26 protein-coding genes are annotated in these 26,000 nt (G+C 47.8%); 17 read left to right on the top strand and 9 right to left on the bottom strand.

The window, feature by feature from the left end:
- The first annotated feature begins 435 nt into the window (after window positions 1-435).
- On the top strand, window positions 436-882 hold the full coding sequence (locus tag MKZ32_RS15395) for a pilin (RefSeq protein WP_275584250.1): 447 nt from the start codon (window positions 436-438) through the stop codon (window positions 880-882).
- Between the two features lie 128 nt (window positions 883-1,010).
- On the top strand, window positions 1,011-2,651 hold the full coding sequence (locus tag MKZ32_RS04710; protein ID WP_239796200.1) for a tetratricopeptide repeat protein: 1,641 nt from the start codon (window positions 1,011-1,013) through the stop codon (window positions 2,649-2,651).
- A gap of 174 nt (window positions 2,652-2,825) precedes the next feature.
- On the opposite strand, the gene MKZ32_RS04705 is transcribed toward MKZ32_RS04710, so the two are convergent.
- The gene (locus MKZ32_RS04705) at window positions 2,826-4,247 is read right to left on the bottom strand and encodes a beta-barrel assembly-enhancing protease (RefSeq protein WP_239796199.1); all 1,422 of its coding nucleotides are present in this window, start codon (window positions 4,245-4,247) and stop codon (window positions 2,826-2,828) included.
- A 233-nt stretch (window positions 4,248-4,480) separates the two neighbouring features.
- Between MKZ32_RS04705 and MKZ32_RS04700 the strand changes: the two genes are divergently transcribed.
- Both MKZ32_RS04700 and MKZ32_RS04695 read left to right on the top strand, forming a co-directional pair.
- Window positions 4,481-4,633: a hypothetical protein gene (locus MKZ32_RS04700; RefSeq protein WP_239796198.1), complete on the top strand. Its 153-nt coding sequence runs from the start codon at window positions 4,481-4,483 to the stop codon at window positions 4,631-4,633.
- 5 nt (window positions 4,634-4,638) lie between these two features.
- Complete coding sequence (locus MKZ32_RS04695; protein ID WP_239798101.1) at window positions 4,639-4,872, top strand: sulfurtransferase TusA family protein; 234 nt, start codon at window positions 4,639-4,641, stop codon at window positions 4,870-4,872.
- Here MKZ32_RS04695 and MKZ32_RS04690 read toward each other — a convergent pair.
- From MKZ32_RS04690 to MKZ32_RS04680, 3 genes are all read right to left on the bottom strand, one after another.
- Complete coding sequence (locus tag MKZ32_RS04690; RefSeq protein WP_239798100.1) at window positions 4,869-7,643, bottom strand: valine--tRNA ligase; 2,775 nt, start codon at window positions 7,641-7,643, stop codon at window positions 4,869-4,871. The two genes, MKZ32_RS04695 and MKZ32_RS04690, sit on opposite strands and share 4 nt — an antisense overlap.
- 494 nt (window positions 7,644-8,137) lie before the next feature.
- On the bottom strand, window positions 8,138-8,569 hold the full coding sequence (locus MKZ32_RS04685; protein WP_239796197.1) for a DNA polymerase III subunit chi: 432 nt from the start codon (window positions 8,567-8,569) through the stop codon (window positions 8,138-8,140).
- A gap of 332 nt (window positions 8,570-8,901) precedes the next feature.
- Entirely contained in the window at window positions 8,902-10,401 is a 1,500-nt protein-coding gene (locus tag MKZ32_RS04680) for a leucyl aminopeptidase (RefSeq protein WP_239796196.1), read from the bottom strand.
- A 13-nt stretch (window positions 10,402-10,414) separates the two neighbouring features.
- On the opposite strand from MKZ32_RS04680, the gene lptF reads away from it, so the two are divergent.
- The 3 genes from lptF (at window position 10,415) to MKZ32_RS04665 (ending at window position 14,183) form a co-directional block, all read left to right on the top strand.
- Complete coding sequence (gene lptF, locus MKZ32_RS04675; RefSeq protein WP_239796195.1) at window positions 10,415-11,581, top strand: LPS export ABC transporter permease LptF; 1,167 nt, start codon at window positions 10,415-10,417, stop codon at window positions 11,579-11,581.
- Window positions 11,578-12,654, top strand: a complete 1,077-nt coding sequence (lptG, locus tag MKZ32_RS04670; RefSeq protein WP_239796194.1) for an LPS export ABC transporter permease LptG — start codon at window positions 11,578-11,580, stop codon at window positions 12,652-12,654. The genes lptF and lptG overlap by 4 nt, the downstream gene beginning before the upstream one ends.
- A gap of 293 nt (window positions 12,655-12,947) precedes the next feature.
- The gene (locus MKZ32_RS04665; protein WP_239796193.1) at window positions 12,948-14,183 is read left to right on the top strand and encodes a tyrosine-type recombinase/integrase; all 1,236 of its coding nucleotides are present in this window, start codon (window positions 12,948-12,950) and stop codon (window positions 14,181-14,183) included.
- Window positions 14,184-14,317: 134 nt separating this feature from the next.
- Here the strand turns inward: MKZ32_RS04665 and MKZ32_RS04660 are convergent, their stop codons facing one another.
- From MKZ32_RS04660 to MKZ32_RS04645, 4 genes are all read right to left on the bottom strand, one after another.
- Window positions 14,318-14,743: a hypothetical protein gene (locus MKZ32_RS04660; RefSeq protein WP_239796192.1), complete on the bottom strand. Its 426-nt coding sequence runs from the start codon at window positions 14,741-14,743 to the stop codon at window positions 14,318-14,320.
- Complete coding sequence (locus MKZ32_RS04655) at window positions 14,740-15,480, bottom strand: hypothetical protein (protein ID WP_239796191.1); 741 nt, start codon at window positions 15,478-15,480, stop codon at window positions 14,740-14,742. Before MKZ32_RS04655 ends, MKZ32_RS04660 begins: the two co-directional genes overlap by 4 nt.
- Window positions 15,481-16,025: 545 nt before the next feature.
- Window positions 16,026-16,994: a hypothetical protein gene (locus MKZ32_RS04650; RefSeq protein WP_239796190.1), complete on the bottom strand. Its 969-nt coding sequence runs from the start codon at window positions 16,992-16,994 to the stop codon at window positions 16,026-16,028.
- Between the two features lie 62 nt (window positions 16,995-17,056).
- The gene (locus MKZ32_RS04645; protein WP_239796189.1) at window positions 17,057-17,518 is read right to left on the bottom strand and encodes a hypothetical protein; all 462 of its coding nucleotides are present in this window, start codon (window positions 17,516-17,518) and stop codon (window positions 17,057-17,059) included.
- 443 nt (window positions 17,519-17,961) lie between these two features.
- Between MKZ32_RS04645 and MKZ32_RS04640 the strand changes: the two genes are divergently transcribed.
- From MKZ32_RS04640 to MKZ32_RS04595, 10 genes are all read left to right on the top strand, one after another.
- Entirely contained in the window at window positions 17,962-18,576 is a 615-nt protein-coding gene (locus tag MKZ32_RS04640; protein WP_239796188.1) for a hypothetical protein, read from the top strand.
- Window positions 18,577-18,874: 298 nt separating this feature from the next.
- The gene (locus tag MKZ32_RS04635) at window positions 18,875-19,237 is read left to right on the top strand and encodes a hypothetical protein (RefSeq protein ID WP_239796187.1); all 363 of its coding nucleotides are present in this window, start codon (window positions 18,875-18,877) and stop codon (window positions 19,235-19,237) included.
- Window positions 19,238-19,421: 184 nt separating this feature from the next.
- Window positions 19,422-20,150, top strand: coding sequence for a hypothetical protein (locus MKZ32_RS04630; protein WP_239796186.1), 729 nt, complete (start codon window positions 19,422-19,424; stop codon window positions 20,148-20,150).
- A gap of 129 nt (window positions 20,151-20,279) precedes the next feature.
- A complete protein-coding gene (locus MKZ32_RS04625; RefSeq protein WP_239796185.1) occupies window positions 20,280-20,495 on the top strand; it encodes an AlpA family transcriptional regulator in 216 nt (71 codons plus the stop codon).
- Window positions 20,492-20,698 carry a hypothetical protein gene (locus MKZ32_RS04620; RefSeq protein WP_239796184.1) on the top strand — a complete coding sequence of 69 codons (207 nt, stop codon included), beginning with the start codon at window positions 20,492-20,494 and terminating at the stop codon, window positions 20,696-20,698. Before MKZ32_RS04625 ends, MKZ32_RS04620 begins: the two co-directional genes overlap by 4 nt.
- Before the next feature lie 2 nt (window positions 20,699-20,700).
- Complete coding sequence (locus MKZ32_RS04615) at window positions 20,701-21,435, top strand: helix-turn-helix domain-containing protein (protein WP_239796183.1); 735 nt, start codon at window positions 20,701-20,703, stop codon at window positions 21,433-21,435.
- The gene (gene dnaB / locus MKZ32_RS04610; RefSeq protein ID WP_239796182.1) at window positions 21,432-22,817 is read left to right on the top strand and encodes a replicative DNA helicase; all 1,386 of its coding nucleotides are present in this window, start codon (window positions 21,432-21,434) and stop codon (window positions 22,815-22,817) included. The genes MKZ32_RS04615 and dnaB overlap by 4 nt, the downstream gene beginning before the upstream one ends.
- A 105-nt stretch (window positions 22,818-22,922) precedes the next feature.
- The gene (locus tag MKZ32_RS04605; RefSeq protein WP_239796181.1) at window positions 22,923-23,594 is read left to right on the top strand and encodes a hypothetical protein; all 672 of its coding nucleotides are present in this window, start codon (window positions 22,923-22,925) and stop codon (window positions 23,592-23,594) included.
- A gap of 97 nt (window positions 23,595-23,691) precedes the next feature.
- Complete coding sequence (locus MKZ32_RS04600) at window positions 23,692-24,096, top strand: hypothetical protein (RefSeq protein WP_239796180.1); 405 nt, start codon at window positions 23,692-23,694, stop codon at window positions 24,094-24,096.
- Window positions 24,077-25,465, top strand: coding sequence for a phage terminase large subunit (locus tag MKZ32_RS04595; protein ID WP_239796179.1), 1,389 nt, complete (start codon window positions 24,077-24,079; stop codon window positions 25,463-25,465). Before MKZ32_RS04600 ends, MKZ32_RS04595 begins: the two co-directional genes overlap by 20 nt.
- Here MKZ32_RS04595 and MKZ32_RS04590 read toward each other — a convergent pair.
- A complete protein-coding gene (locus MKZ32_RS04590) occupies window positions 25,462-25,935 on the bottom strand; it encodes a VOC family protein (RefSeq protein WP_239796178.1) in 474 nt (157 codons plus the stop codon). The genes MKZ32_RS04595 and MKZ32_RS04590 overlap by 4 nt on opposite strands.
- Between the last annotated feature and the right edge of the window lie 65 nt (window positions 25,936-26,000).

Below are 26,000 nucleotides of genomic sequence, written 5' to 3'. Positions count from 1 at the left end.
AATCTCCAGATCATTATCTTTTGCGCTGACTGGATAAAATTGCTGTCCCGATGTCTTGTTGCGCGAAAAGATCTATCCGAGCCGACGAGTAGTAATTTTCCGGCGGTGTGCTCAAAAAAAGTAATAGTAATACATGCTGTGCTCAGTGGCTTCCAAACCCGACGCTGACAAAATCATGTCCTCCCTCAGCTGATAATGGATTACATGATCTTTTTGCGTTGTGCCTTATGCGAAAACCAGAGTGACAAAAACCGTCACTTTCCTGACGTAAATCGGCTTCTCTCTTCAGTGTGAAATTTCACAGCCTCTCTGATTGTTAGTCGAACTGGGTCTAGACGATCATAATTGCAGGAGAAGATGTTCTGGCATGAATCCTGCTTATAATAAACCGCACACCCCGTGTACCAAATTTTAACTCTTAAAGGAGTATCAATAATGAAACAAATGCAAAAAGGTTTTACTCTGATCGAATTGATGATCGTGGTCGCGATTATCGGTATTCTCGCGGCTGTAGCGATTCCTGCCTATCAGGATTATGTAGTTAAAGCCAAGCTTGCAAAAGTCGCGACTGCTGTGGATCCGGTTAAGCTGGCGGTTGCCATGTTTGCCCAGGAAAACGGCTCTGCGCCTGCTGGTGCTAGTAACTGGACTTCGCTGGGGTTGGGTACCGGTCCAACACCAACCCAAGAGGTTGCAAGTTATACTGTGACGGCTGTAACTGGTGCTATCGTAGCCACTCTCTGCGCTAGTTGCATTAAATCTGGAATCGATGGAACGACCATCACGTGGCTTCCAACATTTGGGGCGTCGGCTACAACTTGGGGAATCACTCCAACTAGTACAGATGTAGTGGTAACAAGCACCGTTGCCAAGTGGAAGTAGCATGAAATAAAAGCTTTTGCTCGAACCAAGATTTTAAATTGTAAAGTTGATGATTTTCTGAAGACCCGCGCTCTGTAATGGATCGCGGGTTTTTTGTGTAAGGCGCAGATATTACATTGGTGAGCTCGATGAATTTTTTTTCTAAATTTGTTTACCCGCTTGACCGAATTAAAGCGCTGTTTTTGGCGCTGCTGGTTATTGTGGTGTATGTCCCTTTTTTGAATAACCCCCTTATATTTGATGACGTTCCATTTTTTGATGCAGCGATAGACCATTACGCAAATACATTGTTTCGTTTAGATTTACGCTGGTTTCCCTATACGACGTTTGGTGTTACCTGGGTATTTTTTGGAGAGGACCAGCCTGTTTTCCGCATACAGAATTTATTGCTGCATGGTGTGAATGTATTCTTACTATTGCTGGTATTGCGGATGTGGATCAAGCTATTTATCACTGATGCGAGCAAAGAAAATATCGTGAATTGGGGCGCGTGGTTGGGAGCGCTGGTATTCGCATGCCACCCTCTAGCGGTTTATGGCGTAGGCTATTTGATACAGCGCAGCATATTGATGGCGACAATGTTCGCATTGGTAATGCAACTAGCTTATTTGCGTGGCCTGCTGGAGGGCGACAAACGCTATATGGCGCTAGCAGTCATGGCATATTTTCTGGCACTGTTCAGCAAGGAACATAGCTTGATGGCTCCCGCTATATTGCTCCCTTTGACATTCGCGATTCGCGCGCAGAATAAACTTTCGTCCCGCGCTTTACTTGCAACTTGGTTAGGATTTGTATTAGTGGGGCTGTTGGTGGTGCTACGCATAAAAGGTGTGTTTGGTGTGCCTTATGAGAAGGATGCGGCGGCATTGTTTGGGGAACAAGCGCTGCTCCAGGGAACTTCATCGCTGCATTTGCTGAGTGTGTTGACGCAGGCGGGACTTTTTTTTAAATACTGCTTGTTAATGCTTGTGCCCAATCCCGCGTGGATGTCGATAGATATGCGTGAGCCATTTATCCTCACTTGGAAAGAGTGGACAAGCTGGATTGGTCTGGTTAGTTTTGTTGTTTATGGCGCCATTGCGCTGATTTTTTTGCTGCGTGGTGGGCGTGCTGCCTTGTTGGGGTTGGCATTGCTGTATCCATGGTGTTACTTCATGGTGGAATTTTCAAGCATACGCGTTCAGGAAATTTTTGTGCTGTATCGCAGCTATTTATGGTTGCCCGGTTATATGTTGTTATTGCCTTTAGTGTTTAGTTCATTCCCTAGCCGAAAAATTATGCTGGTTGGTGCATTAGCTGTTTTGCTACTGGTGCCGCTGGCATGGAATCGGTTATGGGTGCTTGCGGATAAATACCGTCTATGGGATGACGCGGTGCGCTTGCTACATGGTGAGGACCGCCTCGGCGCCCATCGTACTTATTTCATTCGCGGACAGGCTTCGGCTGCGGTTAAAAATTGGGATGCGGCTATTGCAGATTATCAAAAATCGCTAGCAATTAATTCAACCTATCCTGAGGTGAATATTGCTTTGGCTTCTGCATATTCAAATTCAGGACGGTATACGGAAGCGCTTACAGAATTTGATAAAGTGATTGCTGGTAACCCGAAAAATGCCAGTGCCTATTATGGTAAAAGCTTCGTTTTAAAAAATTTACGGGACATGGCTGGGTCGATTAAGCAAATGGAAAAAAGCTGTCAGTTGGGACTGCAACAAGCTTGTGTCATCGTGGCATTGAGTCAGCAGCAACACAAGAATGTTTCACCGTAAGTCATGGCATCATGAAATTTTATGTGGGATAGCATTAAAACTAAATAATTTGAGCTCTATTATGCAAAAAATGAATTTTGCTGACGTAGTGATGTGAGGCATAAATAACACATGCGATCCGATGAAGAAGCCGCTTGTATTATGGTGGAATGGATGTTGGATAGAAATAGTGTGTCACTTCTTTTTCCCACGCGTCGCCGCGATCTCCTTAAATTGTTTCAGCTCGCTTTCAATGATCGATAACTCGTGAAAATCGGTACCCGCTCCTTTGGCTAATTCCAGTTGTTCAATTGCAGTGAGCAAGTTACCGCGCAGAATGTAAGTGTAGGCCAATGCGTGGTGCTCTTCTTGTCGTTTGCCCAATGCCGCGTAATTGCGTGCCTGTAACTCATGCAAACGCAGGTCATTAGGGTGAGCGATAATTTGTTCGTTGAGCAGTTTGAGCGCGTCTTCAAAACGATTGGCTTCCAGCAGCAACTCGATGTAGTCATAGGCTAGCGCTCGGTGCTGGGGAAAATTCTGTGTGGCGTTACGGTAGAATTCAGTGTTGCCCGTGTTGCTCTTGTTCGTACGCCTGATTTGTCCGGCCAGCGTCGCGATCATTGGATTTTGTGATATCAGTATCTGCAAAGGGGCGAATTCCTGCGTGGCACGTACGACTTGACCGACGCGCAGCAATGCCAGTACCAGACCGTAGCGCTGGGCTGTCTGATTGCCATGTTTTTGCTCCCCAATTGCACTTTTGAAAAAACTTACCGCTTCCTGTGAATTTTTTTGCATGGCCCGTAGTTTGGCGCGCACCAACTGGAAGTTGAGGCTGTCGGCAACCAGGCGATAGGAGGTTTGTTGCACGCGATTAGCGACATCGGCGATGCGGTCGCTGGTGATCGGATGGGTGCGCAGGTAAGACGGCATGTTGTTGTCCAGCAGGCGTGTGGATTTTTGTAAGCGTTCGAAGAAGATGGGCATGGCGTGCGGATCGAAGCCGGCTTTTTGTAGAGTGGTGAGGCCGATGCGATCCGCTTCCTGTTCATGAATGCGGGTAAAGTTCAGTTGCCGTTGGATGGAGCTGGCCTGCATCCCGACAATGGCCGCCTGTGAGGTTTGTGGATTGCTGCGTGCTGCCAGGATAGCCACTGCAAGCGCAGCTATGGCGGCCACTGAGTCGATCTTTTGGCCTGCTACCATACGTGCCAGGTGATGCTGGGTGACGTGAGCGATTTCGTGGCCCAGTACTGAGGCGAGTTCGGATTCGCTTTGCGCCATGAGCATCAGCCCGGTGTTTACTCCAATGAAGCCGCCGGGCAGCGCGAAAGCGTTGATGCTGTTGTCGTTGAGAGCAAAGAATTCAAACGTCTGCCCTGGTTCGTTGCTGTTGGAAACCAGCTGATACCCAAGTTGATTAAGATAATCGTTGACTTCAGCATCATCAAGGTAGTCTTTATCGGAGCGGATTTCAAACATGCTCTGTTCGCCGATTTTTCGCTCCTGTTGCGGTGTCATAGCCTCCTGCGATGCATCACCCAAATCGGGCAGACCTTCAGCGCGGCACAACATTGACCATGCGTAGAGCACTATGTACAGCAAATTTTTCATGACAATATGATACCTGCTTTGCCCGGTGGTTCCCAAGCTTGGAGCGCAGGGGTTCAACGTAGCATTCAGGCGAGGATGCCCGTGTTTACTTATTAGCAAGGTATAATAATTAAAGGTTGGAGGTAAATTTGAAAACGTTTGGCAGTTGTTACTAATTTTTCTACTGCACATTTCTGCTTAATGATTGCGATAGCTCCCTTAACCACTGAAAAAAATAATTAACTGTAAAGATTATGAATATTAACAAGACAGAATTGCAGGTTCAAATAGATGAGAATGCCGCACATACTTCGGATTTCGCCACAGCGCTGAGTTTTGCTGAAACGTACAAGCTGCAAAGTGACGCTATTGATTGGACGCAAGCAAGTGCGTTTCCCGTAGGATGAGCACAATAGAATTCGATGTCGAATTGGATGCTCGTCAGTTGAGTTGCCCTTTGCCCATTCTGCGTACTAAAAAAATGTTGGCGCAGATGCAAGGTGGGCAAGTACTGAAAGTAGTTGCTACAGACAAAAAATCACCAGATGATTTCACAGATTTTTGCAAACAAACCGGGAATGATTTGTTGTCTGCTGCACAGCAAGGTGACGAGTTCGTATTTTACCTGCGTCGCCGACAGATTTAACCCAGTTTGTCGAGCTGCGCCTGTAACTGGATCAGCGTAATGTTGAAATCGTCCATACGCCTGCGTTCTTGGTCCACTATTTGCGGTGGCGCGCGTAAGACGAAACTGGCATTACCCAGCTTGCTTTGCGCCTTGGTAATTTCGCCCGCAAGACGGGCTATCTCCTTGTCCAGGCGCTCACACTCTGCCTCCACGTCAATTTCAATTTCCAGCATCAACTTGAAATTGCCGACGATGGCGACTGGCGCATCAGTGTTAGGCAGATCATCCACCAGGCTAACCCCGCTTAACTTGCCCAGCGCTTGCAGGTAAGGTGCGAAGCCGTGCAGGTTGGTTGCATCGCCGCTCATAATCAGTGGCACTCTTTGTGCCGGCGACAAATTCATCTCGCTACGTAGCTTACGACAGGAGGTGACCATTTCCTGCAGCAGGTTGATTTGTTGCAAGGCAATGGGGTCAATCAACTTGGCGTTGGCTTGCGGATAGGGTTGCAGCATGATGCTGTCGCCTTGTTTCCCGGCCAGCGGCGCAACTTTCTGCCACAGCTCTTCAGTGATGAACGGGATGATAGGGTGTGCCAGACGCAGTATGGTTTCCAGTACACGCACCAGGGTGCGCCGCGTGGCACGCCGCCCTGCGGTATTTGAGGCCTCTTCTTCCGCTGAAAGTAGGCTGCCGGAATGAGGGTTGAGTTGCACCTTGGCTAATTCCAGATACCAATCACAGTAAGTGTCCCACACCAATTCATACAGCGTGCGCGCTGCCATGTCGAAACGGTAATGGTCAAAGTGATCCGCCATTTCAGTTTCAGCTTGTTGCAAACGACCGATCAACCATTTGTCTGCCGCACTGAATTTAACCGGCAGTGATTCGTCCAGCCCGATATCCTGACCTTCGCAATTCATGAGTACAAAGCGCGTGGCATTCCATAGCTTGTTACAGAAATTTCGGTAACCCTCACAGCGTTGCAGGTCGAATTTGATGTCGCGCCCATGCGAGGCAAGGCTGGCGAAGGTGAAGCGCATGGCATCCGTGCCGAAGGCCGGGATGCCGTCCGGGAAATGTTTGCGTGTCTGTTTTTCAATACTTTCTGCCTGCCTGGGATTCATTAGATTCTGCGTGCGCTTGGCCACCAAATCTTCCAGTGAGATGCCGTCAATGAGATCCAGCGGGTCTAACACATTCCCCTTGGATTTACTCATCTTTTGTCCCTCCGCGTCGCGGATCAGGCCATGGACATACACTTCGCGGAATGGCACCTTGTCGGTGAAGTGCAGCGTCATCATCACCATGCGCGCCACCCAGAAGAATATGATGTCGAAGCCGGTAACCAGTACCGAGGTCGGCAGAAAAGTTTTGAGTTCTTTGGTGTCGTGTGGCCAGCCCAGTGTTGAGAACGGCCACAATGCGGAGGAGAACCATGTGTCGAGCACGTCCTCGTCCTGGCGCAGCTTTGAGTCTCCTGCCTGTTTGCGGGCGTCTTCTTCATTACGAGCGACAAATATATTACCCTGTTCGTCATGCCATGCCGGGATGCGATGTCCCCACCACAGTTGACGCGAGATGCACCAGTCCTGAATGTTGGTTAGCCACTGGTTGTATGTGTTGGTCCAGTTTTCCGGCACGAATTTAATTTCACCATCCGCCACCGCTTGCAGGCCGCGCTGCGCCAAACCCTCCATTTTCACGAACCACTGGTCGGTCAGCATCGGTTCAATTACTGCGTGACTGCGGTCTCCGCGCGGCACCATCAGTTTATGCGGCTTGGTGTCTATAAGCAGGTTTTGTGCGGACAGGTCGGAAAGGACTTTTTTGCGTGCGTCGAAACGATCCAGCCCTTGATAGACGTCAGGTGCATGTTCGTTGATTTTTGCGTCCAGCGTGAATATGTTGATCGGTGTAAGGCTGTGACGCTGCCCCACTATGTAGTCGTTGAAATCGTGCGCGGGCGTGATTTTTACGCAGCCAGTACCAAAAGCCGGATCGACATATTCATCGGCAATAATGGGGATGGTGCGATTGCACAGTGGCAGTTGCAGGCGTTTGCCGATCAGGTGTTGGTAGCGTGTATCTTCAGGATGCACCGCCACAGCAACGTCGCCGAGCAGCGTTTCAGGGCGTGTGGTGGCGACGATTAAAGCGCCCACACTGGCTTCCAGCGGATAAGCGATATGCCACATGAAGCCGTCTTCTTCCTGCGCTATTACTTCCAGGTCGGATACTGCGGTACCCAGTATCGGATCCCAGTTCACCAATCGCTTCCCGCGATAGATTAAACCTTGCTCGTAGAGTTTGACGAATACTTCGGTAACGGCTTCGGATAGACCTTCGTCCATAGTGAAGCGCTCCCGCGACCAATCACATGAGGCGCCGAGGCGACGCATCTGGTGAGTGATGGTAGAGCCGGACTCCTCTTTCCATTCCCATACGCGTTCAATGAATTTTTCGCGGCCAAGGTCGTGACGTTTAATTTTTTGTGCGTCCAGCTGGCGCTCTACCACGATTTGTGTGGCAATTCCGGCATGGTCAGTACCCGGCTGCCATAGGGTGTTGTCGCCACGCATGCGGTGATAGCGGGTGAGCGCGTCCATAAGCGTGTCCTGGAAGGCGTGTCCCATGTGCAGAGTCCCGGTCACATTGGGTGGCGGCAGCATGATGGCGTAAGCGGGCTTGTCGCTCTCTAATTTAGCCTGGAAATAACCCGCGCTTTCCCATATTGGATACCAGCGCGCTTCGATTGCTTGCGGTTCAAAGCTTTTTGTGAGTTCCATGTTGATAGTGTTTGATTTAACTCTGTCGGGTGCGGTGAGGAAGGGCGTGATTATAGCGGATGGAGATGGTGCCGGCGGTATGGAAATGTGTGCTTGAATTAATTCGGGTAAATTTGATTTGGCCTGGCGCCAAGCGTCCTGCCAAAGCGCATCGAATTGTGGTGCAAGTTTCGCGCGCAGCAGCGTTTCCAGTTGTGGTGCGATTTGCGTCGCGAGATGCTGGTACTCTGCATCAGATAAGGTAGCAAATTCTTTATTTTCTTCTTTATTTTCCGCTATGACTGCTGAAGGTTCTTCAGCCACGACTTCTGTCAGGGTGGGAATTTCCAGGGAGTCGGCATCGACTACATCTGTAAGTACAGGAAAGTTGCTTAATTCATTTAACTGTTCGGGCGGATAGCTCATGGGTGTCTATAAAAATTTACAATAAATTTCTTGAGGGTTACTGTGTGACAGATGCACTCAAGTCTGGATTTTTAGAGATGCCTTCATGTTCAATATTCAGGTTGTTTACTCAGGTCGAAGTGGCGCATTTCATAGCCGCGGTCTCGATAAAAGCTGAAGCGTTCACGGCCCAAGCGTGCATCTTCTGCATCTTGGCTGACGATTTCAAGTACGCGTTCGAAACGACTGAAAAATGGCAAACAGACGGTATGCAGACTGATCAATACTTCATTGTGTGGAAAAGTTTCGCCGTGATGATCGATCACAACCGGCATCTCAGCGGCGGCTGACTCATCGCTGTGGCAGTGCGGCATAAAAGCAGTAACGGGATACTGCCACAATACTTTGTCCAACGCCTCAGTAGTGGTTTCGTCCGGGGTGTGCAACAGCACGCGCAGTCCGCTTTGCATGGCCTTGTGGCTAAGGTGGCAAGCGGTGCGCAGTTTGTCGTCCACGCCGGTATAAAAATCAACTTTGGTCATTTAATGAATTTACGAGTGATATCGATGATTTAGAGGGCTCTATGCGAAATAGAGTGGGTAATCAACTTTCAACCTCCCTCTGAAGAAGTAAATCTCCCGCAGAAGGAATAAATCCGTTCGTCCTGAGCCTGTCGAAGGATGAGCGGGTTTTTAGCTGAATATTTCTTGTTGTTCATCTTGCACTTATCGAAGGGTTACCCACTACGAATCACATAGAGCCATGAATTTACAAGTTATGACGATAATTTCGAGTAACTATTTGTGGCTACTTGGAGTGCAGCCCGCTGTTACCTGAATTTCTCACTTTGACCCAAACAGTCATGAGAGTCCAATTAATTATCTGCTTGGACACGATTGATCAAATACTGTGTCAGTAGTGGCACGGGACGTCCGGTGGCACCTTTTTCTTTGCCTGATTTCCATGCGGTACCGGCAATATCCAGATGCGCCCAGCGATAGTCTTTGGTGAAGCGCGACAGGAAGCAGGCGGCCGTGATACTGCCACCTGCGCGTCCGCCGATGTTTTGGATGTCGGCGAAGTTGCTATCCAGTTGCGGCTGATATTCCTCCCACAACGGCATGTGCCAAGCACGGTCATAGGTTTGTTCGCCTGCTGCCAGCAACTCCTGGGCCAGGGTATCCTGATTGCTATACAGTCCGCTGGCAACATGGCCTAAAGCGATGACGCAGGCGCCAGTAAGGGTGGCTATGTCAATTACTGTAGTTGGTTCAAATTTGGCCGCAAAGGTTAGTGCATCGCACAGGATGAGACGGCCTTCTGCGTCGGTATTTAAAATTTCGATGGTCTGCCCGGACATGCTGGTGACGATGTCGCCCGGTTTGGTGGCGGAACCACTGGGCATGTTCTCGCAGGTAGGAATAATGCCGACTACATTCAGTTTGAGCCCAATTTCAGCAATGGCTTGCAGCGTACCTAGCACGCTGGCTGCACCGCACATGTCATATTTCATTTCATCCATCTCGGCACCCGGCTTAAGCGAGATGCCGCCAGAGTCAAAAGTAACGCCTTTGCCGACCAGCACGATGGGGGTTTGTTTCTTGTCGGCACCGCGATATTCCAGAGTAATCAGCTTGGCGGGTTCATCGCTGCCTCGGGTCACAGATAGCAGCGAACCCATGCCAAGCTTTTGCATGTCCTTTTCTTCCAGCACAGTAACTTTGAGTGATTTATGCGCCTTGGCTAACGCCACTGCTTGTTGCGCCAGATAGCTGGGGGTGCATATATTACCCGGCAGATTGCCCAAGTCCTTGGTCAGCTTCATACCTTGCCCGATTGCTGCGGCCTGTTTGAGAGCGACATCCTGATGGGCGGTTGATTTGCCGGACAGCAAGCCAAACTGAATTTTGCATGAAGCTTTTTTATTTTTTTCCGCCTTGCTTTTAAGGTGGTCAAAACGATAAACCGATTCGAATGCGGCAAGCACTGTTTGGCTGATGCACCAGGCGCTATCGCGGCCTGCCATTGGCAAGTCAGCCAGATAGAGCACCGCATCCTTGGCGCCGGTGGCAAATAGTGCGCGCATTGCGGCGCGGATACTGTCGAGATATTGGCGTGCGGCAAACTCATTACGTTTGCCCAACCCGACTAATAGCACACGTTCGCTCAGAATGTTGGGCACATTATGCAGCAGCAGTGTACTAGCGATCTTGCCACTCATGTCGCCGCGCGCGATGATACCGCTGAGTGTATTTTTGGCGGCTTTGTCCAGTATTAGCGCTGCGTCCGATAGCTCGCCACCCTCAAATACACCCGCCACCACGCAACCGCTACGCTGTTTTTCCGGGCTGCCCAGTTTTATGCTAAATTCCACTTGTATCTCCTTAATGATTTTTGTTTTACACAAAATGTCGGATTATCCGCAGGTTCCAAAGCAAAAGTCAAAGCTGTCACGCTTTAAGTTATTGCGTGCCAGTATTTTTCATCGTGAGCTAGTGCGCGAGTCCGCTGGCATGGGGCTATTGGTATTTGCCATTCTACTCGGTATTGTTGTATTCACTCAGTTGGTTCGCTTGTTAGGTCAATCCGTTAGTGGTTCTTTAGCGGTGGACGGCGTGCTGGCATTGTTGGGCTTTAGTGCTTTGAATTACCTGCCAGCTCTGCTTTCTATAAGTTTGTTTTTGTCGGTGTTGCTAACGCTGACGCGTAGTTACCGTGACAACGAGATGGTGGTGTGGTTCAGTTCAGGCATTGGGCTGACACGTTGGATACGCCCGGTGATGTGGTATGCGTTGCCGGTGGTGTGCCTGATTGCACTGTTAAGTCTGGTGTTGTCGCCCTGGGCGATGTCTCAAGTGGAGGAATTAAAGCGCAGATTGGATAGCCGCGATGACGTAACCGCAGCATCGCCCGGAACATTTCGCGAATCCAAGCAGGCTGACCGTGTGTTCTTTATCGAGAATGTGGATGTGGGCAAAAACCGAGTTGGCAACATTTTTGTGCAATCGTTGCAGCATGGCAAGATGGGCACCATGGTGGCTAAGCAGGGGATGCAGGAAACCGCACCTAACGGTGATCGTTTCCTAGTATTACTGAATGGTACGCGTTATGAGGGAGCACCGGGGCAGCTTGATTTCAAGATTGTTGAATTTGAGCGCTATGCGGTGCGCATTAAGGCAGTGGAGGCGAAGCAGCGACCTGCTCCTACCGATTCATTACCCACTTTACAGCTGCTACAAAACCTTAACAGCGGGAATATATCCGAATTGGAGCGGCGGCTGAGTTTTCCGCTCGCTGCGCTGATCTTGTCCCTGCTGGCAATCCCGTTGAGTTTCGTTAATCCCCGCGCCGGACGTTCGCTCAATCTCATTATGGCGCTGGTCATTTACATGCTTTATAACAATCTGATCAGCGTTACTAACACATTGGTTGGACAGGGGAAACTAGGCCCAGCCATTGGCTTTTGGGGCATTCATGTGCTGATGTTGATGTTGATGGTGTTACTGTTCTATCGTCGTCTGTCGGTGTTCTCCTTGCGGCGGTTGGCGCGATGAGGCTGCTAACTCGTTGTTTGGCGCGTGAGATATACGCCAGCATCGCACTGGTATTCGCTGCCTTGCTGATGCTGTTTTCTTTTTTTGACCTGATACATGAACTGAATGCACTGGGTAGCGGCAATTATCACCTAGGCTATGCGTTGCTGTTTGTTTTGCTGACAGTGCCTGGCCGAATCTATGAATTGTTTCCAGTAGCAGTATTGATTGGTGCAATTTTTGCGCTGACGCAGATGGCTGCTAATTCGGAATTGACCGTCTACCGTTCTTCTGGCGTTTCACTGCGGCAAATGGTAATAGCTTTGTTCAAGATAGGTTTGCCACTCGTTCTGTTGACTTATCTGTGTGGCGAAATGATTGCCCCTCTTAGTGAACGCATGGCGCAGGAACTAAGGCTTAAAGCCCAGAATGCTGAAGTGTCGCTGAGAGAATTCCGTTCCGGCGTGTGGGCCAAAGATGAACGCAGTTTTGTAAACATAAAAAACGTGCTGCCAGATACCACCCTATTGAATATCAGCATTTATGAATTTGATGAGAGTTACCATCTGCGTGCCATTACTGCAGCAAAACGCGCTGCTTATGTGGAAAAGAATCGCTGGCAACTGGAAGACGTGACGCAAACTCTTTTTAATACACAGGGTACGACAGTAAACCATCAGGTCAGCATGGAATGGCGCTCGGCGCTTAACTTGGGCATTCTGAGAGCGATACTGGTGGGGCCGGGACAGATGTCGATATTGAATCTTTATCAATATATCGAGCACTTGCGCGACAACCATCAGAAGACCGTGTCTTATGAAATTGCTATGTGGAATAAATTGGTGTATCCATTTGCAGTATTGGTGATGATGTTATTGGCCTTGCCCTTTGCTTCGCACCAGCGGCGCCAAGGTGGAATTAGCGCCAAAATATTCTTGGGTATTATATTGGGACTAGCGTTTCATTTTGTGGGTAAGCTATTCACCAATTTGGGTGCACTCAATGGGTGGCAGCCCCTGCTGAGTGCTGTGGCGATGCCACTACTATTCCTGTTACTAGCGACGGGGATGCTGTGGTTGACTGAAAGACGATAGAATTGTTTTTAGTGTTCCTGAATAGTCCACATCGGTATGCGTATCGCCATTATTTTCCACAAAAAACCCGCGTTTAGGCGGGTTATGTGTACTTACTTGGATTTTACTGAACTTGTAACTGGCGGAGAAGGCGTCCGCCAATTCTAATTCCAGACAGATCTTACTAATACCTTGTGAGTGTCAATCGTACTGGACTTTCAAGCTAATCGAGTTCCAGATTGTTCTCTTGCTTTCCTTCATATTCCAGATTAATATCATGGGCAGGAACATGGGCAGGTTAATAGGGAGGTATTATGGGACAGCACACACTCAACAGGCTCTCAGTTACCAAGGTTAACGCTCTAATCGAGCGCGGCTACTATGCAGACGGAGGCGGGCTGTATTTCCGTGTCAGTGCCTTCAGCACTCGATCTTGGGCATTTAGGTATACCCGTGCGGGCAAGGCAAGGGAGATGGGATTGGGGGCCTATCCTGATGTAACGCTAAAAGAAGCAAGAGAAAGAGCCGCAGAGGCGCGCAAGCAACTGCGAGAGGACATAGACCCAATTGATCAGCGTCAAGAAGCTAAGAGCGCAATGATTGCCACCCGTGCCGCCGTGCTGACTTTTGACCAATGTGCTACTGCCTATATCGCTGCCCACCGTTCAGGCTGGAAAAATGCCAAACATGCGGATCAGTGGAAAAACACAATCTCTACCTATGCCAGCCCGATAATTGGAGCCGTAAGTGTAGATCTTGTTTCCACAGTCACACTCCTCAAAATACTTGAGCCTATTTGGACAACCAAAACGGAAACAGCGAGTCGCTTGCGGGGGCGCATAGAATCAATGCTAGATTGGGCAACTGTCCGAGGATATCGGAAGGGGGATAACCCAGCACGCTGGAAAGGCCACCTTGATAAACTGCTGGCAGCACCTAGTAAGGTGCGAAAAATAGAGCACCATGCCGCCCTCCCCTATTCTGATGTAGGCGCTTTCCTCGCTGAACTTCGTCAGCAAGCTGGTATGGGTGCCCGTGCTCTTGAGTTCGCTATTCTCACTGTTGCTCGATCAGGCGAGGTACGAGGTGCAACGTGGGCAGAGGTAGATATAAACAGTGCCGTCTGGACAATTCCGGCCGAGCGCATGAAAGCAGGCCGTGAGCATCGCATTCCCCTATCTGAAGCAGCTTTAGAATTGCTTCGCGCTCTACCACGCATAGACGGTAGCGATCTCCTGTTCCCCAACACCAAGGGTACTGAGCTTTCAGACATGACCCTGACGGCCGTACTTAGGCGTATGGGTCGTCCAGTCACAGCGCATGGCTTCCGCTCAAGCTTCCGTGATTGGGCAGGAGAAACTACCGCATACCCGCGCGAGGTCATAGAGCACGCCCTAGCACACCAGCTAAAGGATAAGGCCGAAGCAGCATATGCACGTGGCTCGCTGTTCGATAAGCGTCGAAGATTGATGGCTGACTGGGCGGCTTATTGTTCTGTGGTTGCCGTTAAGGGTGGAACTGTTGTGCAATTACGAGGGCAGCATAACTGAGGGCAGTCTTCGAGAACGTCAGTTTGGCGCAGGTAAGAGGGTGCGCCCTGAGAACCTCAGCTTGAGCGGCTTGTATTATGTTTTCGCAACACCACTTTGGAAAATTTTCAGACCGTTAGTTTAAGATACGAAAATCATCTAATACTTACCACGTTTGAATTATTGGCTGGAGTGGTGGGTACCATATTCGCATTCGCTACATGAGTATCAATAATCTCAAATAATTCTTTTGCAGTTGTAAGCTGAAGTGGAGCAATATCCTGTCCAATGTTTGCATTAATTAAATAGTCTGCAATACGTCTGCGTCCAAACATCTTAAAAAGGCGGCCTCCAAGCCTACGATCAACAGATCCTTTTTTCCCATTGTTGAGTTGTTGAATATATTGCTTGTGCATTCCAATATTCTCGTCGGAAGAATACACAGGTTTAATTAATTGACAAGACCGATGATAAGCGGCGTAATATGCCCTTGAAATAATATTTCTTTGAGTTATCTCATCACAATCAGGAGTTGCAAGCTTAGTCGCACTTTCTAAGAAATCTTTTGGCAAGACACTCATAGTGCCGAACACGTTATACACAAAAAATTATCAACTGGAGAATACGGCATTTCAGCGATAGCATCACTGATGGCGCTTTCCACTTGAGCAATGGTGTCAATATCGGCATCGAGTTGAAATTCATATAAGAGGATTCCATCAAAAGGAAATATTTTGCGCTTTCTAGAATTAAAATTAAGTTTGTGTAGCACGCCTGAGGCAAGCTCAATGCGGGATGCCGCATCCTGCCAAGCAGCATTGTGCTCTGCCAGCATTGCCTCATTCGTGGTCATTTCAATCTCCATCTTAAAATCTTGAATGGGTTGACCAAGCGTTTCGCATCTCTTAAGAAGTTTTCGAGTTGCTTCAATATCAAAAGCTACCAAATGAAATTTTATAGCTTGTTTGATATAAGTTAAATTATTTCCGTCCAAAGCTAACGCCTCATCAATAATTCTGGTAGAAGCAGTATGCTTACCTAAATTACAAAGTGCTGCTGCATAATTTGAGAGCGTAGCTGGATTTCTCCCTCCGATATGCAGCGCAGCCGTAAATAATCTATCGGTTTCATTAGCGTCACCGCGAAGCGCTGCAATCATTCCACGTACAGTGTATGAGTCGGAGGACTTACCTTGTATTTTTAACTTTTCCGCGTCAGCAATAATCTCTTCAATACGATCATTATTAAGCCCGTTCAAAATCATTTCATTGATAGACTCAATGAGCTCATCGACCTTCTTTTTTGGCGTTGGTGTCATAATAATGGATCGAATTTAAACCTGTATTCGCCTAAGGAATTGTAAATTGCGCAGACTAATTGTTAACATAGTATCTGTTTTTTGCAGGAAGTAATACAGAGGTCGAAGCACCCATCTTTTTTCTACGACCTCAGTCTAAGCCCTCCCAATTACTAAACGATTCTCACTTGGCGTTTATGAACAAAAAGTATTGGCGGCACCGCGCGCATCTTACAGATCCAACTCCGCTATCATCATCTAGAAAATTAAGCCTCTGAATTTGCCCTTTCATAAAACACAGTGGGCAGGGCAGTGGGCTTTCAAAATTTGCTATAGCGCTACGCCATGCAATCAAATATGCTTCCACGACAAATTCTGAGCCACCCCGGCAATAGATTTGTTGCAACATCTCTTGGAGCATAAACTCGAGGGACATATTTGCTCCTTAATCTTCCTAGCCTTCGTACATATCATCTCTACATGGTGCGCAAATAAATATAGTTCCTACTCATACTGGTGTCCCAAACTGGGGTTCTGAAGACTGCCATGATTGATTATTGAAAAAACTATTTTTCTATTTCATTAACAGAAAGTATTTCTGCTGTTTTAATTTTATCTCGCAGCATTGTAGCGTTTACCACAAGGTGAACGGGTTCACGGGACATCAATTTATTTTTTAGCAATGTGAGTTGCTTTTCGTCAAACGATTCATCTTTAAAAAAAGCGGTAAATTCCTTTTTAACACCACGAATTTTCACTTTGACTAATTCTTTATTGGTGGTATCTACTGCCAAAATACGAAAGGATTCTTTGTAATGTAAATCTTTTGATCGTTCAGGTTGCGTTTGTGCCAAGTCAACAGCATCAGCCCCGCTAATATTAATTCCTTGCACTTCAATTGATTTTGCGCCTACGGCGCTACGTAAGAATTGGTGTTGTGACTCACGCAAATCCTCGCGCATTTCACCTAATTTTGGTTCTGCCTTTAAGGCATCTTTAAGAATCTGCGAGCGTTTTGTTTCCTCCTTACTCAAATTAAGAGAAAGCTCAACTTTAGATTGATCGGATAACATCGCTAAATAATCTTTCCACGCAACCGTCGATGCGCACAGCGCAACCAGCGCTATAATTAAAATTACAAGTTCTTTACCTGACATTTTATCTGCGGCTTTTACTATTAATGCATTAAATATCTTGGCTAGATCAACATTATAATTTGAACTACCACCTGAAACAGTAACAACTAGTTCAAATTGCCTTCTATCTTCTGATGTCAAGCGTAACGCATTAAATTCATTATATATGAGTGCGGCTGCGGCCCTGTTGATTGCTTTTTGCAAATCAAGAAAGCTTTGCATTACGCCAGTAGGAACTGAGGAATTGTACTTTCCTCCGTCGTAATGAAGGTGTATTTCGGCCCAGCTATCTAGGGATAAGGAAATTGCCTTGTCGTCATATCCGCCCTTAAGTGCATTTTCCAATACATCCCACGCCATTTTTTCATTACTGATTTGAAGCTTTGTGATAGCTGTCACGAAATTCCCCTGAGCATTTTTTTATTGTTTGTGGATTGCTATTAATTTTAATTAAGCTTAAGTTAAATCTCAGCTTCAATCTCGAATCGATGCCACGCTTCGTTTAATTTGCGATCATTGTTCTTCTGCCTTTTTTCATACTCGCTGTCGTCTTCATTGATATCCGGCTTAACGCTATCCATAGCTGTAAGCCATAGAACATAATATTCTTTGAGTAATTTAGATGCTTCAGGTTTGGAGGCGAAAGGTGAGATTGCTTTTGGAAAAAGGGCTTTTACTGCTGATTTCCCATCTTTTACACACGCTCCGACAGTTGTATAGGGTTCGCGTAGATTCCCCATTTTTACATCAAGTTCAGCTTTTCTGGCGGTCAATTGGCACATGAAAAAATGAAAGTGCGTGCCACCCTGAAATTTTTCTAATGGAGATCTTTTATCTTCTTCCTCCGCATGCACGCCTGTGGTAACCACTGAAAGAAGCAGGGCAATAGATAACGCAATCGGGGCTGATTTTGATTTATTCAAGTTATTCCCCTGCGTTGGATTATTTATCTATAGTAGATGTTCGCGACATTTAAATTTTCAAATGAAAATTTAGAGTGTGCCTCAGTTTGTACCCCTTCACAAGGTACCACCCATTGGCACTCATCAACATCTAGGCCTAACTACCTACCACCGCCAGTTTCCACCTGTTACATAGTTCGCTCTGAACACCTTCGGGAAAAGTCGCCAACTGTGTCACACCGCACAGACATGCGGTCGTCCTTCCCCCTATGGTGCAAATGCCCTCCGCTTCATGCTGTAGAGTGATGTCGATCGGCTAGGTCACCTTGCACTCGTAGTCTCCCCTTACGCGCATCAAGTGCAGAGCAATGGTAATCTCTCCTTCGCCCGATTGAGAGCGTTTTTTGCTCTTTCCTCAAATCCTCAAAACAATAGCTTAACACCTAAGTACACCGTTAATTCTTATGAAACGAACATCTAATCATCAGCCCATATTTGTATTAGACGCATTAGGTTCGCTAGTGCAAGCCGGTACAGACACAACATTCTCTTCCAATGAAAATACCCTTCATGATCAAACACGAGATAGAGCATTCGCGCTAAGTGCGTTATTTAAGAAGCATGGACTTTCTATTGATAAGAGTCCTACTCTATCCAAACTTTTCAATGACACTGTTAAGCGTTCAGAAATTATCGAGTCCGGATGTATAAAAGAACATCCTACTGAGCTTGTTTTCAATTCGGCACAAATCAAGAAGTCATTTGGTTTTGGAATTGTAGCGTTGAACATTGACGATTTAGCGCCTCCAAATAGCTTAGCTAGTGCATCAACAATGGCAATGATGACAAAGTTTCTGGAACAACGTATTGAATCTTTTATGAGGGATCATGAACGACATCTTCGACGGTATTTGGAACCAAGCCGTGCGGTTGCCTTAGTCTCATTTGCGATTTTGGCTGATGTAAGATGTTCAAGGCCGCGATGGAGGAATATTCGGCAAACTGTGTTATGGCATATACCTGGAGAACTCTCAGATAGGACGGAACAAATCGTCAATTTAATAAAAGCATTTAAGTAAGAATAAAGGATTGGTCTACCCACAAATGGTTTTTCTTGACACCGCCCTCTTTTTAAGCATATCCTGCGCTGTCGCTGAAATCAGCGATACGGGTTTAGCAGCCCGGTACTAAGGCGGACAACCGCCACCCTAGGTGGTTTTTTTTCGTCCGCAGCATGGCAAACCCTTTATGGGCGGCCCGTGTGGGATGGCGCAAGCCATGCCGGTACCTTAGTCCGGTCTGCTAACCCGCACGGTTCCGCCCTCCTTCGTTTAGCAGCGGGGAGCGGAAACATAAACCGCTACTAAGGAGAATCAAATGAAAACCACAGACACATCCACAACCACCTCCACACCTGAATTTCGACCCAGCTCCGGCTATCATCAGCCCTTTATCTGGTTTCGCGAAGAAGTAAAACGGTTTCCCTTCGCTGACTTTGCTGGAGTAACCAAAGATATTGCTAGCGGCATTCTGGTATGTCTTCAGCTGATTGAGGTTAGCAATCTTTGCCGAGATGATGATAATCCTCAACCCATGTTAAGTGCTTTCGAAACGGGCGCTTTAATGCGATTCGCAATCACCGCTGCCACTTTATTGGAGGCCGAATCAGACAAAGAGATTGAATGGATCAATGAAAGAAGCGAAGCGTTTCTAAAGAACCACGCAAAAGAAAATAGATAGTTCATCAATTCTCGAGAACACCACTTTGGGACATTTTCAGACCGCCAGCTTGGGAATACTCGAGAACCTCAGTGTGGGACACGCCCGCTAGGAGACTGGCGAGGTATCATTAATCAAGTTTTGCACCAGACTATCCTGCCTGTCTGGTGCTTCTTTTTTTGAAGAGTGTTTGAAGAGGATGCGCATGACAAGCGACTGTGTGGATATTACCGGTATGAATGGAGACATAGCCCAAGTACTATTGTGGCCTTACATGGTACATCCAGACGATGAAAACAAGCGGGAGCGCTTGGGTGCTTTCCTACTTGCCAAGATGGCCATTGATACCGAATACGAGATTTGTAAAGATACATTACGCCGCCTAGTGGAGGCAGCCGAAATTGGAGTAGGTCAAGATATAGAAAATGCTGTGGCAGGAGGCTGTATGGCCGGGGACGTGCTTCTCATTCTGCTTGAAATGGCAGCAAGCAATGTTAAGGACGGTGGACTTGATAAAGCCTGCCACGTAGTTAGCACTATGTACGATACACCTAAGAAGGGAGTGGCGAAGGGGTTCAAGGACGGGCGTGGCAAAGACTATAAAGCTGGCCGCGATACTGTACGAAGCAACTGGATGAAGTACCGCGCCGTCGCGCACCTTTGGGCATCGCATTTAATCCAGTTAAGAGATGCCGAGGAAAACGGCATCCGGAACGATCTTTCCAAATGGTTAGATGACCGCGAGCTTGCATCCCTTGCTCACAGCCTGCAGAACAGAGCTTCGCAACTTAAGCCTCCTCGAAATAGTCTACCAATCCTTTCCGACGCATCACTGAAGATAATGGGTGCCCCTCTAGTGCCCCTTAGGCCCCCCGCGCTTTCTGAGCATACCCTTGAAGCTCTCAAAAACTTTACTCCAAGAATCCGAGAATAAGGTCAACAGTGGGAAACCCACTTTCCCCCGGAGGAAAACTGCTTTCCTCCATTATGCGAGTCCACACGCTTCCCTAAGATTGCTCCATGAATTCCGGTATGTGCCGGAGTCATTCATCAAGGAGCCATCATGGCGCAGCAAATCCGGGAAGCACTGGCAATAATCCGTCGTAAGCAAGTCGAAGCCCGCACTGGCTTATCTCGCAGCACAATCTATCAACGCATGTCCGAAGGGACATTTCCTAAAAACATTTCACTCGGGCCTCGTGCAGTTGGATGGATCGAATCTGAAATATCCCAATGGCTGACCACTCAAATTCAGCTTAGCCGTAAGGGGGTTGCATGACCCCAAAACCTATCATTTCTCAGCGAGTGAAAAGTGATTCACGAACCCATCCAAATCATAACCCCCACGCACTACAACGCAGCAGAGTGCCAGGAAATTACGGCAGTTATGAGTCACTTAAAGCGTCTCTGACCGCATCGGCGCGTACGCCTGCAGAATATGACGCGGCAATACGCCAAGCGGCGCGAATCGCGGGGGTATAAAGATGTCTATTCGCGTTATGTCGATGGTTTGGGAAAATTACTTAAAGGGCGGCAGTGAAAAACTAGCCTTACTTGCCCTTGCCGATTGGTGCAATGACCAAGGGAGTAGCCTACATCCATCAATTAATGCAATTGCAAAAAAGATTAATGTTAGCGAATCTCAAGCCAGAAGGATTATTCACGGATTTATAAAGGATGGATATTTGGAAGTTATTGGTAATCATAGTGGAGGAAATCCTGGGCAATCACGACAATACAAATTGAACTTAAAAAACCTTGCTACCCCTAGCATGGATGCTACCCCTAGCGTCAGTGCTACCCCTAGCATGGATGCGCGTTTACCCCTAGCACCGGTGCGCGAGACCCCTAGCACCCATGACACCCTAACCACCAAGAACCATCATAGAACCACCAAGAAGATTTCTCGTAGTAAAAAAACTGACATTACGTTGAAACAATTCTTGGAAGCTTGCAAGGAAAATTCTGAGCAAGCCATTCCTGAAAGTGATCCGATTTTTGAGTATGCAAAAACAGTTGGCTTAGAAGTCGAAATGATTGCTGCTTGTTGGCAAGAATTTAAAGCTGATTATTTGCCAACTCAGAAAACTTACAAAGACTGGAGAAAAACTTTCCGAAATAGCGTTCGGGGTAATTGGAAAAAACTTTGGTTCATGAAACCAGGCGAAGCTGCTCAGTGGACAACAGCAGGTGAACAAGCGCGGAGGGTGGCAGCATGAACGTAGATGCCAACATCCTACCGCCGCATTCGATCGATGCAGAACAATCGGTAATTGGAGCAATCCTTCTTGAAGGCGGTACGGCTTTAGATCGTCTTGAAGGGTTAATTGTTGAATCTGATTTCTATCGCCAAGAACACCAGCTGATTTTCACATCTGCACGTAAGCTTTCAAATGCTGGCTCTCCTATCGATGTGATAACCATTGCGGAGGCGCTGGATGCATCTGGCAGCCTCGAACGCATAGGCGGACTGGCCTACCTAGGCAGCTTAGCGCAAAACGTCCCCAGCACCGCAAATATTAAGTTTTACGCGATGACAGTACGCGAGCGTTCTTTGCAGAGAAGTTTGCTTGCCTTGGCGCTAGAAATTCAAGCGAGTTGCACAGCTCCTGGTGCAAACGTTGCAGCAATTATTAATCAAGCCGATGCAGCCATGGTGCAGTTACTTGACGTTGGTACTGATGAGCCCACCATGCTGTTTGATGCCATGGCCGACGCAATCCAGGACATAGATGACCGCGCGACCGGCACTCGCCCCTCTGGGCTACTTACAGGCGTAGAAGATTTTGATGCTGTCACCGGCGGACTTGAACCAGGGCAACTTGTAATCTTAGCAGCGCGGCCATCCGTTGGAAAAACAGCCATCGCACTCAATGTAGCCAATCATGTAGCCGAGCATGGCGGCACAGTTGCCTTCTTTTCCCTCGAAATGCAGCGCCGTGAACTCACGCAGCGCTTGATTGCATTGCGATCAGGGGTGTCCGTAACAGCCATGCGTACCGGTCAGCTTGAAGGGAGCCAGTGGAGCCGAATTAGCGCCTGCCATGCATCCACAGACGGCCACCGCCTACTATTGATCGATCGCCCGGCCATTGGTGTCCCATATGTTCGCGCTGCTGCGCGAAAGATCAAGCGCCAGCATGGTCTCAAGCTAGTCGTGGTGGATTACCTAGGGTTGATGCGGGGCGAGGGTCAGAACCGCACTCAAGAGATCGGGAGTTTGAGCCGTGGACTCAAGGCTCTCGCCAAAGAATTAAACGTGCCCATTATTGCCTTGGCACAGTTGAACCGCGCAACCGAAACCCGGCAAGACAAACGCCCACAACTTTCAGACCTACGCGATTCTGGAGAAATTGAACAGGATGCTGACATTGTAGCGATGCTACACCGTGAAGACCTGAGCAATCCTACCCAGGCATGGATCGGACTGGCTGAATTGATTGTTCGCAAAAACCGGAATGGCCCGCTTGGTGACGTATTGCTCGCACTCGACGGCCCGACAATGCAATTTACAAAATACACCGGCCCCCATCCCCGTCAACAATCAGCAAGAAGCTCCACCCTACATGGCAATGCCTATCCAGGAGGTTTTAATGACTGACTTCCTGAACGTTAATTATCGAAGCAAAACAGAAACCGACTTGCCGCTTACGCCAACGGAAAGTTTTAACACCCAGGCGATTAAAATTAATGAAAGGTATTAAAAATGTTATCCCAAGCACAACTGCAAAAGAACCTAGAAATATCGAATGCCTGCGTTAGAAAGATGGATCAGGCTGTAGCAGCACTCAATGCAGTAATAGAAACAGCAGAGAAGGATAAATCCAGAAGTCGGGATTGGGTACTTTCAACTGTGAAAGCCGCACGCGAAAAGGCATTGCCGGCAATAACAGCCGAGCTTAAAACAATTATGACGATGGCAGATACTTCAAGTGCGCATCAGCGGTTTTGGGAGAATCGACCACTTCTTTTAAGCCTGCAAAAGTTCGATGAAGATGATGCAAAAGATGCACAAATCCGGATTTATCATGCTGCAGAGCTGGCCAGTTCTTCTTTGCCCTTATTGGGGCTCATGCTGGAAAACGCGCGAAGTGACAAGAATCTAGCACTTATTTATCAGTGCTGGAGGGTAGGTCAGGGCCGCAGCAGTGAAGCAGGTTTTGTCGATAGCGTTGATCTAGCACTCGATGGCATTGAAATACCAGGACAGGCGATCTCACTATCGGCAATCGCGACTTGCATATCAAATCGGTCGTACGCAGAGATGATTTGGTCAGCGGCTGGCTCTGGTAGATCGGCAGATCCGGTACGGCGGCTTACCGTTGCTCGTCAGCAAGAAGTTTCAAGCCGAATAGTTTCACCAGCAAGTGCTCTTTAGTTGATATGGGAGGGGTTTGTTTTGTTCAGTTGAGGCTTACCCCTATCCAGTTCATCAAAACCCGTTAAATAGGCCTTAAATAACACCGGAACAAAATATGACACAGAAAACAATAGGCAGACCACTTAAACAGCCACCAGAAAAGGCGGAAGAAGTGATCAGGGAGTTATCAGCGACTGGACACGCCATCATCGGCATTGCTCATCAACTGGGCACATCAGTAGACACATTCAAACGTTGGCTTGATGAAGATGTAGAACTCAAGGCTGCATTTGATCAAGGACGTGAAAAAGAGCGCCATACACTGCATAACGTACTTTATACAGCTGCTACCGTTGACAAGAACACAACAGCCGCAATGTTTCTTCTAAAAGCGCGTCACGGCTACCGAGAAGGTGATCAGGGCGAATCAAATAATCGGGTCAGCATTAATTTCACGCTACCCGGCGCAATGACAATGAAGGATTTCAAGGTGATCGAAGATGTCAAACCAAACAATTGATTTAAACAATTTTCAGCAAAAAGTGTTACTGCTGCCTGAAGAAGTTGATTGCTTTCTTGGTGGTGGCCGTGGAGGTGGTAAATCTTATGCCTTGGCTTTACTGGCGCTTAGGCACGTCGAACAGTATGGTGACCGCGCTCGCATCCTCTATATTCGGCGGACGTACAAGGGATTAGCCGATTTCGAGCTGTTAACTCGTGAACTGTTTGGTCTGATATATGGCACGGCGGCGCGCTATAACGGCGCTGAACATGTCTGGCGGTTTCCAAATGGTGCTTATATCGAGTTCGGCCAACTTGAAACACATAGCGACTATTCAAAGTATCAAGGGCGTTCTTTCACTCTACTGATGGCAGATGAAATCGGCCAATTTTCTACACCTGATTTACTCGACATTCTCAGATCGAATTTACGTGGCCCCAAAGATGTACCCATTCGCGTGGTGCTTGCCGCAAACCCGGGCGGCCCAGGTCATCATTGGATTGCCAAACGGTATGTATTTACTGGTAAACCATGGAGCCCATTCCTTGAACCCAAATCGAAGCGGCAATGGTGTTACGCTCCAAGTACCTTTGTCGGCAATCAATTCATAGACATTGAGCAGTATCGCAATCAGCTTGAATCTTCTTGTCCCAGCGATCCCGAATTATTGCGCGCCTGGATAGATGGAGACTGGACGGTAAGCAGAGGAGCATATTTTGCTAGCGTGTTGGATGAGTCCCGCAACTGCATAGACCCATGGGACAAAATACCCGTGCATTATGGCAAGCCGTGGGAAACATTCTTGGCTCATGACTTTGGCAGCAGTGCACCGAGCGCTACTTACATCTTTGCCAAAAGCCCCGGAACCAATGGGCCGGACGGTCGCTATTATTCACGTGATTCGCTGGTGATTGTAGATGAACTCGCAACTGCGAAACGGGATAGACAAAACGAGGGTCTAGGCTGGACTGTGCCGATCCTCTCTGAGGAAATCATTGCCATGTGCAAGCGATGGAACGTTAAGCCTATGGGTGTAGCTGATGATGCTATTTTCAGTAAGTCCGGAAGTGGCGCTGGCAGTATTGCGGACGAATTTAACCGTGGCGGCGTCCGTTTCATTGCAGCCAAGAAAGCCGACCGACTTACCGGCTGGAATATTATGCGTAGGTTGTTGGCTGATGCGGGTAAGCCTGATGTCCCCGGCCTATACATAGCCAGAACGTGTCAATACTTCTGGGAGACCGTACCCTACCTAGGACGTGATCAAAAACGCGTTGAGGACGTAGATTCAAGCGGGCCTGATCATGCTGCTGATGCGGTGAGATATCGGTGTTTAAGGGAGAGGATGGAAATGTCGCAGATCAAGCTAGGCGGGGTGCATTATTAACCGTTATTCTTCTTGAAGAATGCCTCAGCGCGTTTGTATATTTCCTCTGAGGTAAGATCCTCTTTGTGAGTAGCAAGAAACCACATATGCCCGAACGGGTCTTCAAGAGTCCCTGAACGATCGCCGTAAAACTGATCCTGCACTACATTGATTACCTTTGCTCCCGCCTTTACTGCTTGGGCAAACTGAGCATCTACATCATCAACATATAAATGTAGGCCAACAGAAGTACCGCCCAGAGAGTCAGGAGCGCGAAAGGTACCCACACCCTCACACGGGTCAGCCAGCATGATTCGTGAATCACCTATCTTGATATCCGCATGCCCGATCAGACCGTTTGGTGTTTCTAAACGATACATCTCAGTTGCACCAAATGCCTCTTTATAAAATTCGATAGCTTTGGCTGCATTCTTTATGCTCAAGTAAGGCGTTACATTGTGATGGCCTTCGGGAATGGATTTAACGGTCATGTCTTAATCTCCTGTTGAAGTGAAATTATGAATGAGAGAGAAAGGTGCCTTCCTCTTTTTCTCGT

Origin of the sequence: Candidatus Nitrotoga arctica (genome assembly GCF_918378365.1) — a bacterium.
Lineage (GTDB): Bacteria > Pseudomonadota > Gammaproteobacteria > Burkholderiales > Gallionellaceae > Nitrotoga > Nitrotoga arctica.
This window is presented reverse-complemented; position numbering and strand designations above follow the sequence as displayed.

What these genes read in the sequence shown, in the direction of transcription:
- MKZ32_RS04600 (WP_239796180.1), top strand. Translation starts at nt 23,692, where the DNA reads ATGACACAGAAAACAATAGGCAGACCACTTAAACAGCCACCAGAAAAG.
- MKZ32_RS04660 (WP_239796192.1), bottom strand. Translation starts at nt 14,743, where the DNA reads ATGAGTGTCTTGCCAAAAGATTTCTTAGAAAGTGCGACTAAGCTTGCA.
- MKZ32_RS04685 (WP_239796197.1), bottom strand. Translation starts at nt 8,569, where the DNA reads ATGACCAAAGTTGATTTTTATACCGGCGTGGACGACAAACTGCGCACC.
- MKZ32_RS04605 (WP_239796181.1), top strand. Translation starts at nt 22,923, where the DNA reads ATGTTATCCCAAGCACAACTGCAAAAGAACCTAGAAATATCGAATGCC.
- MKZ32_RS04710 (WP_239796200.1), top strand. Translation starts at nt 1,011, where the DNA reads ATGAATTTTTTTTCTAAATTTGTTTACCCGCTTGACCGAATTAAAGCG.
- MKZ32_RS04590 (WP_239796178.1), bottom strand. Translation starts at nt 25,935, where the DNA reads ATGACCGTTAAATCCATTCCCGAAGGCCATCACAATGTAACGCCTTAC.
- MKZ32_RS04655 (WP_239796191.1), bottom strand. Translation starts at nt 15,480, where the DNA reads ATGACACCAACGCCAAAAAAGAAGGTCGATGAGCTCATTGAGTCTATC.
- lptG (WP_239796194.1), top strand. Translation starts at nt 11,578, where the DNA reads ATGAGGCTGCTAACTCGTTGTTTGGCGCGTGAGATATACGCCAGCATC.
- MKZ32_RS04705 (WP_239796199.1), bottom strand. Translation starts at nt 4,247, where the DNA reads ATGAAAAATTTGCTGTACATAGTGCTCTACGCATGGTCAATGTTGTGC.
- dnaB (WP_239796182.1), top strand. Translation starts at nt 21,432, where the DNA reads ATGAACGTAGATGCCAACATCCTACCGCCGCATTCGATCGATGCAGAA.
- MKZ32_RS04700 (WP_239796198.1), top strand. Translation starts at nt 4,481, where the DNA reads ATGAATATTAACAAGACAGAATTGCAGGTTCAAATAGATGAGAATGCC.
- MKZ32_RS04595 (WP_239796179.1), top strand. Translation starts at nt 24,077, where the DNA reads ATGTCAAACCAAACAATTGATTTAAACAATTTTCAGCAAAAAGTGTTA.
- MKZ32_RS04615 (WP_239796183.1), top strand. Translation starts at nt 20,701, where the DNA reads ATGTCTATTCGCGTTATGTCGATGGTTTGGGAAAATTACTTAAAGGGC.
- MKZ32_RS04630 (WP_239796186.1), top strand. Translation starts at nt 19,422, where the DNA reads ATGACAAGCGACTGTGTGGATATTACCGGTATGAATGGAGACATAGCC.
- MKZ32_RS04690 (WP_239798100.1), bottom strand. Translation starts at nt 7,643, where the DNA reads ATGGAACTCACAAAAAGCTTTGAACCGCAAGCAATCGAAGCGCGCTGG.
- MKZ32_RS04625 (WP_239796185.1), top strand. Translation starts at nt 20,280, where the DNA reads ATGGCGCAGCAAATCCGGGAAGCACTGGCAATAATCCGTCGTAAGCAA.
- MKZ32_RS15395 (WP_275584250.1), top strand. Translation starts at nt 436, where the DNA reads ATGAAACAAATGCAAAAAGGTTTTACTCTGATCGAATTGATGATCGTG.
- MKZ32_RS04640 (WP_239796188.1), top strand. Translation starts at nt 17,962, where the DNA reads ATGAAACGAACATCTAATCATCAGCCCATATTTGTATTAGACGCATTA.
- MKZ32_RS04665 (WP_239796193.1), top strand. Translation starts at nt 12,948, where the DNA reads ATGGGACAGCACACACTCAACAGGCTCTCAGTTACCAAGGTTAACGCT.
- lptF (WP_239796195.1), top strand. Translation starts at nt 10,415, where the DNA reads ATGATTTTTGTTTTACACAAAATGTCGGATTATCCGCAGGTTCCAAAG.
- MKZ32_RS04620 (WP_239796184.1), top strand. Translation starts at nt 20,492, where the DNA reads ATGACCCCAAAACCTATCATTTCTCAGCGAGTGAAAAGTGATTCACGA.
- MKZ32_RS04635 (WP_239796187.1), top strand. Translation starts at nt 18,875, where the DNA reads ATGAAAACCACAGACACATCCACAACCACCTCCACACCTGAATTTCGA.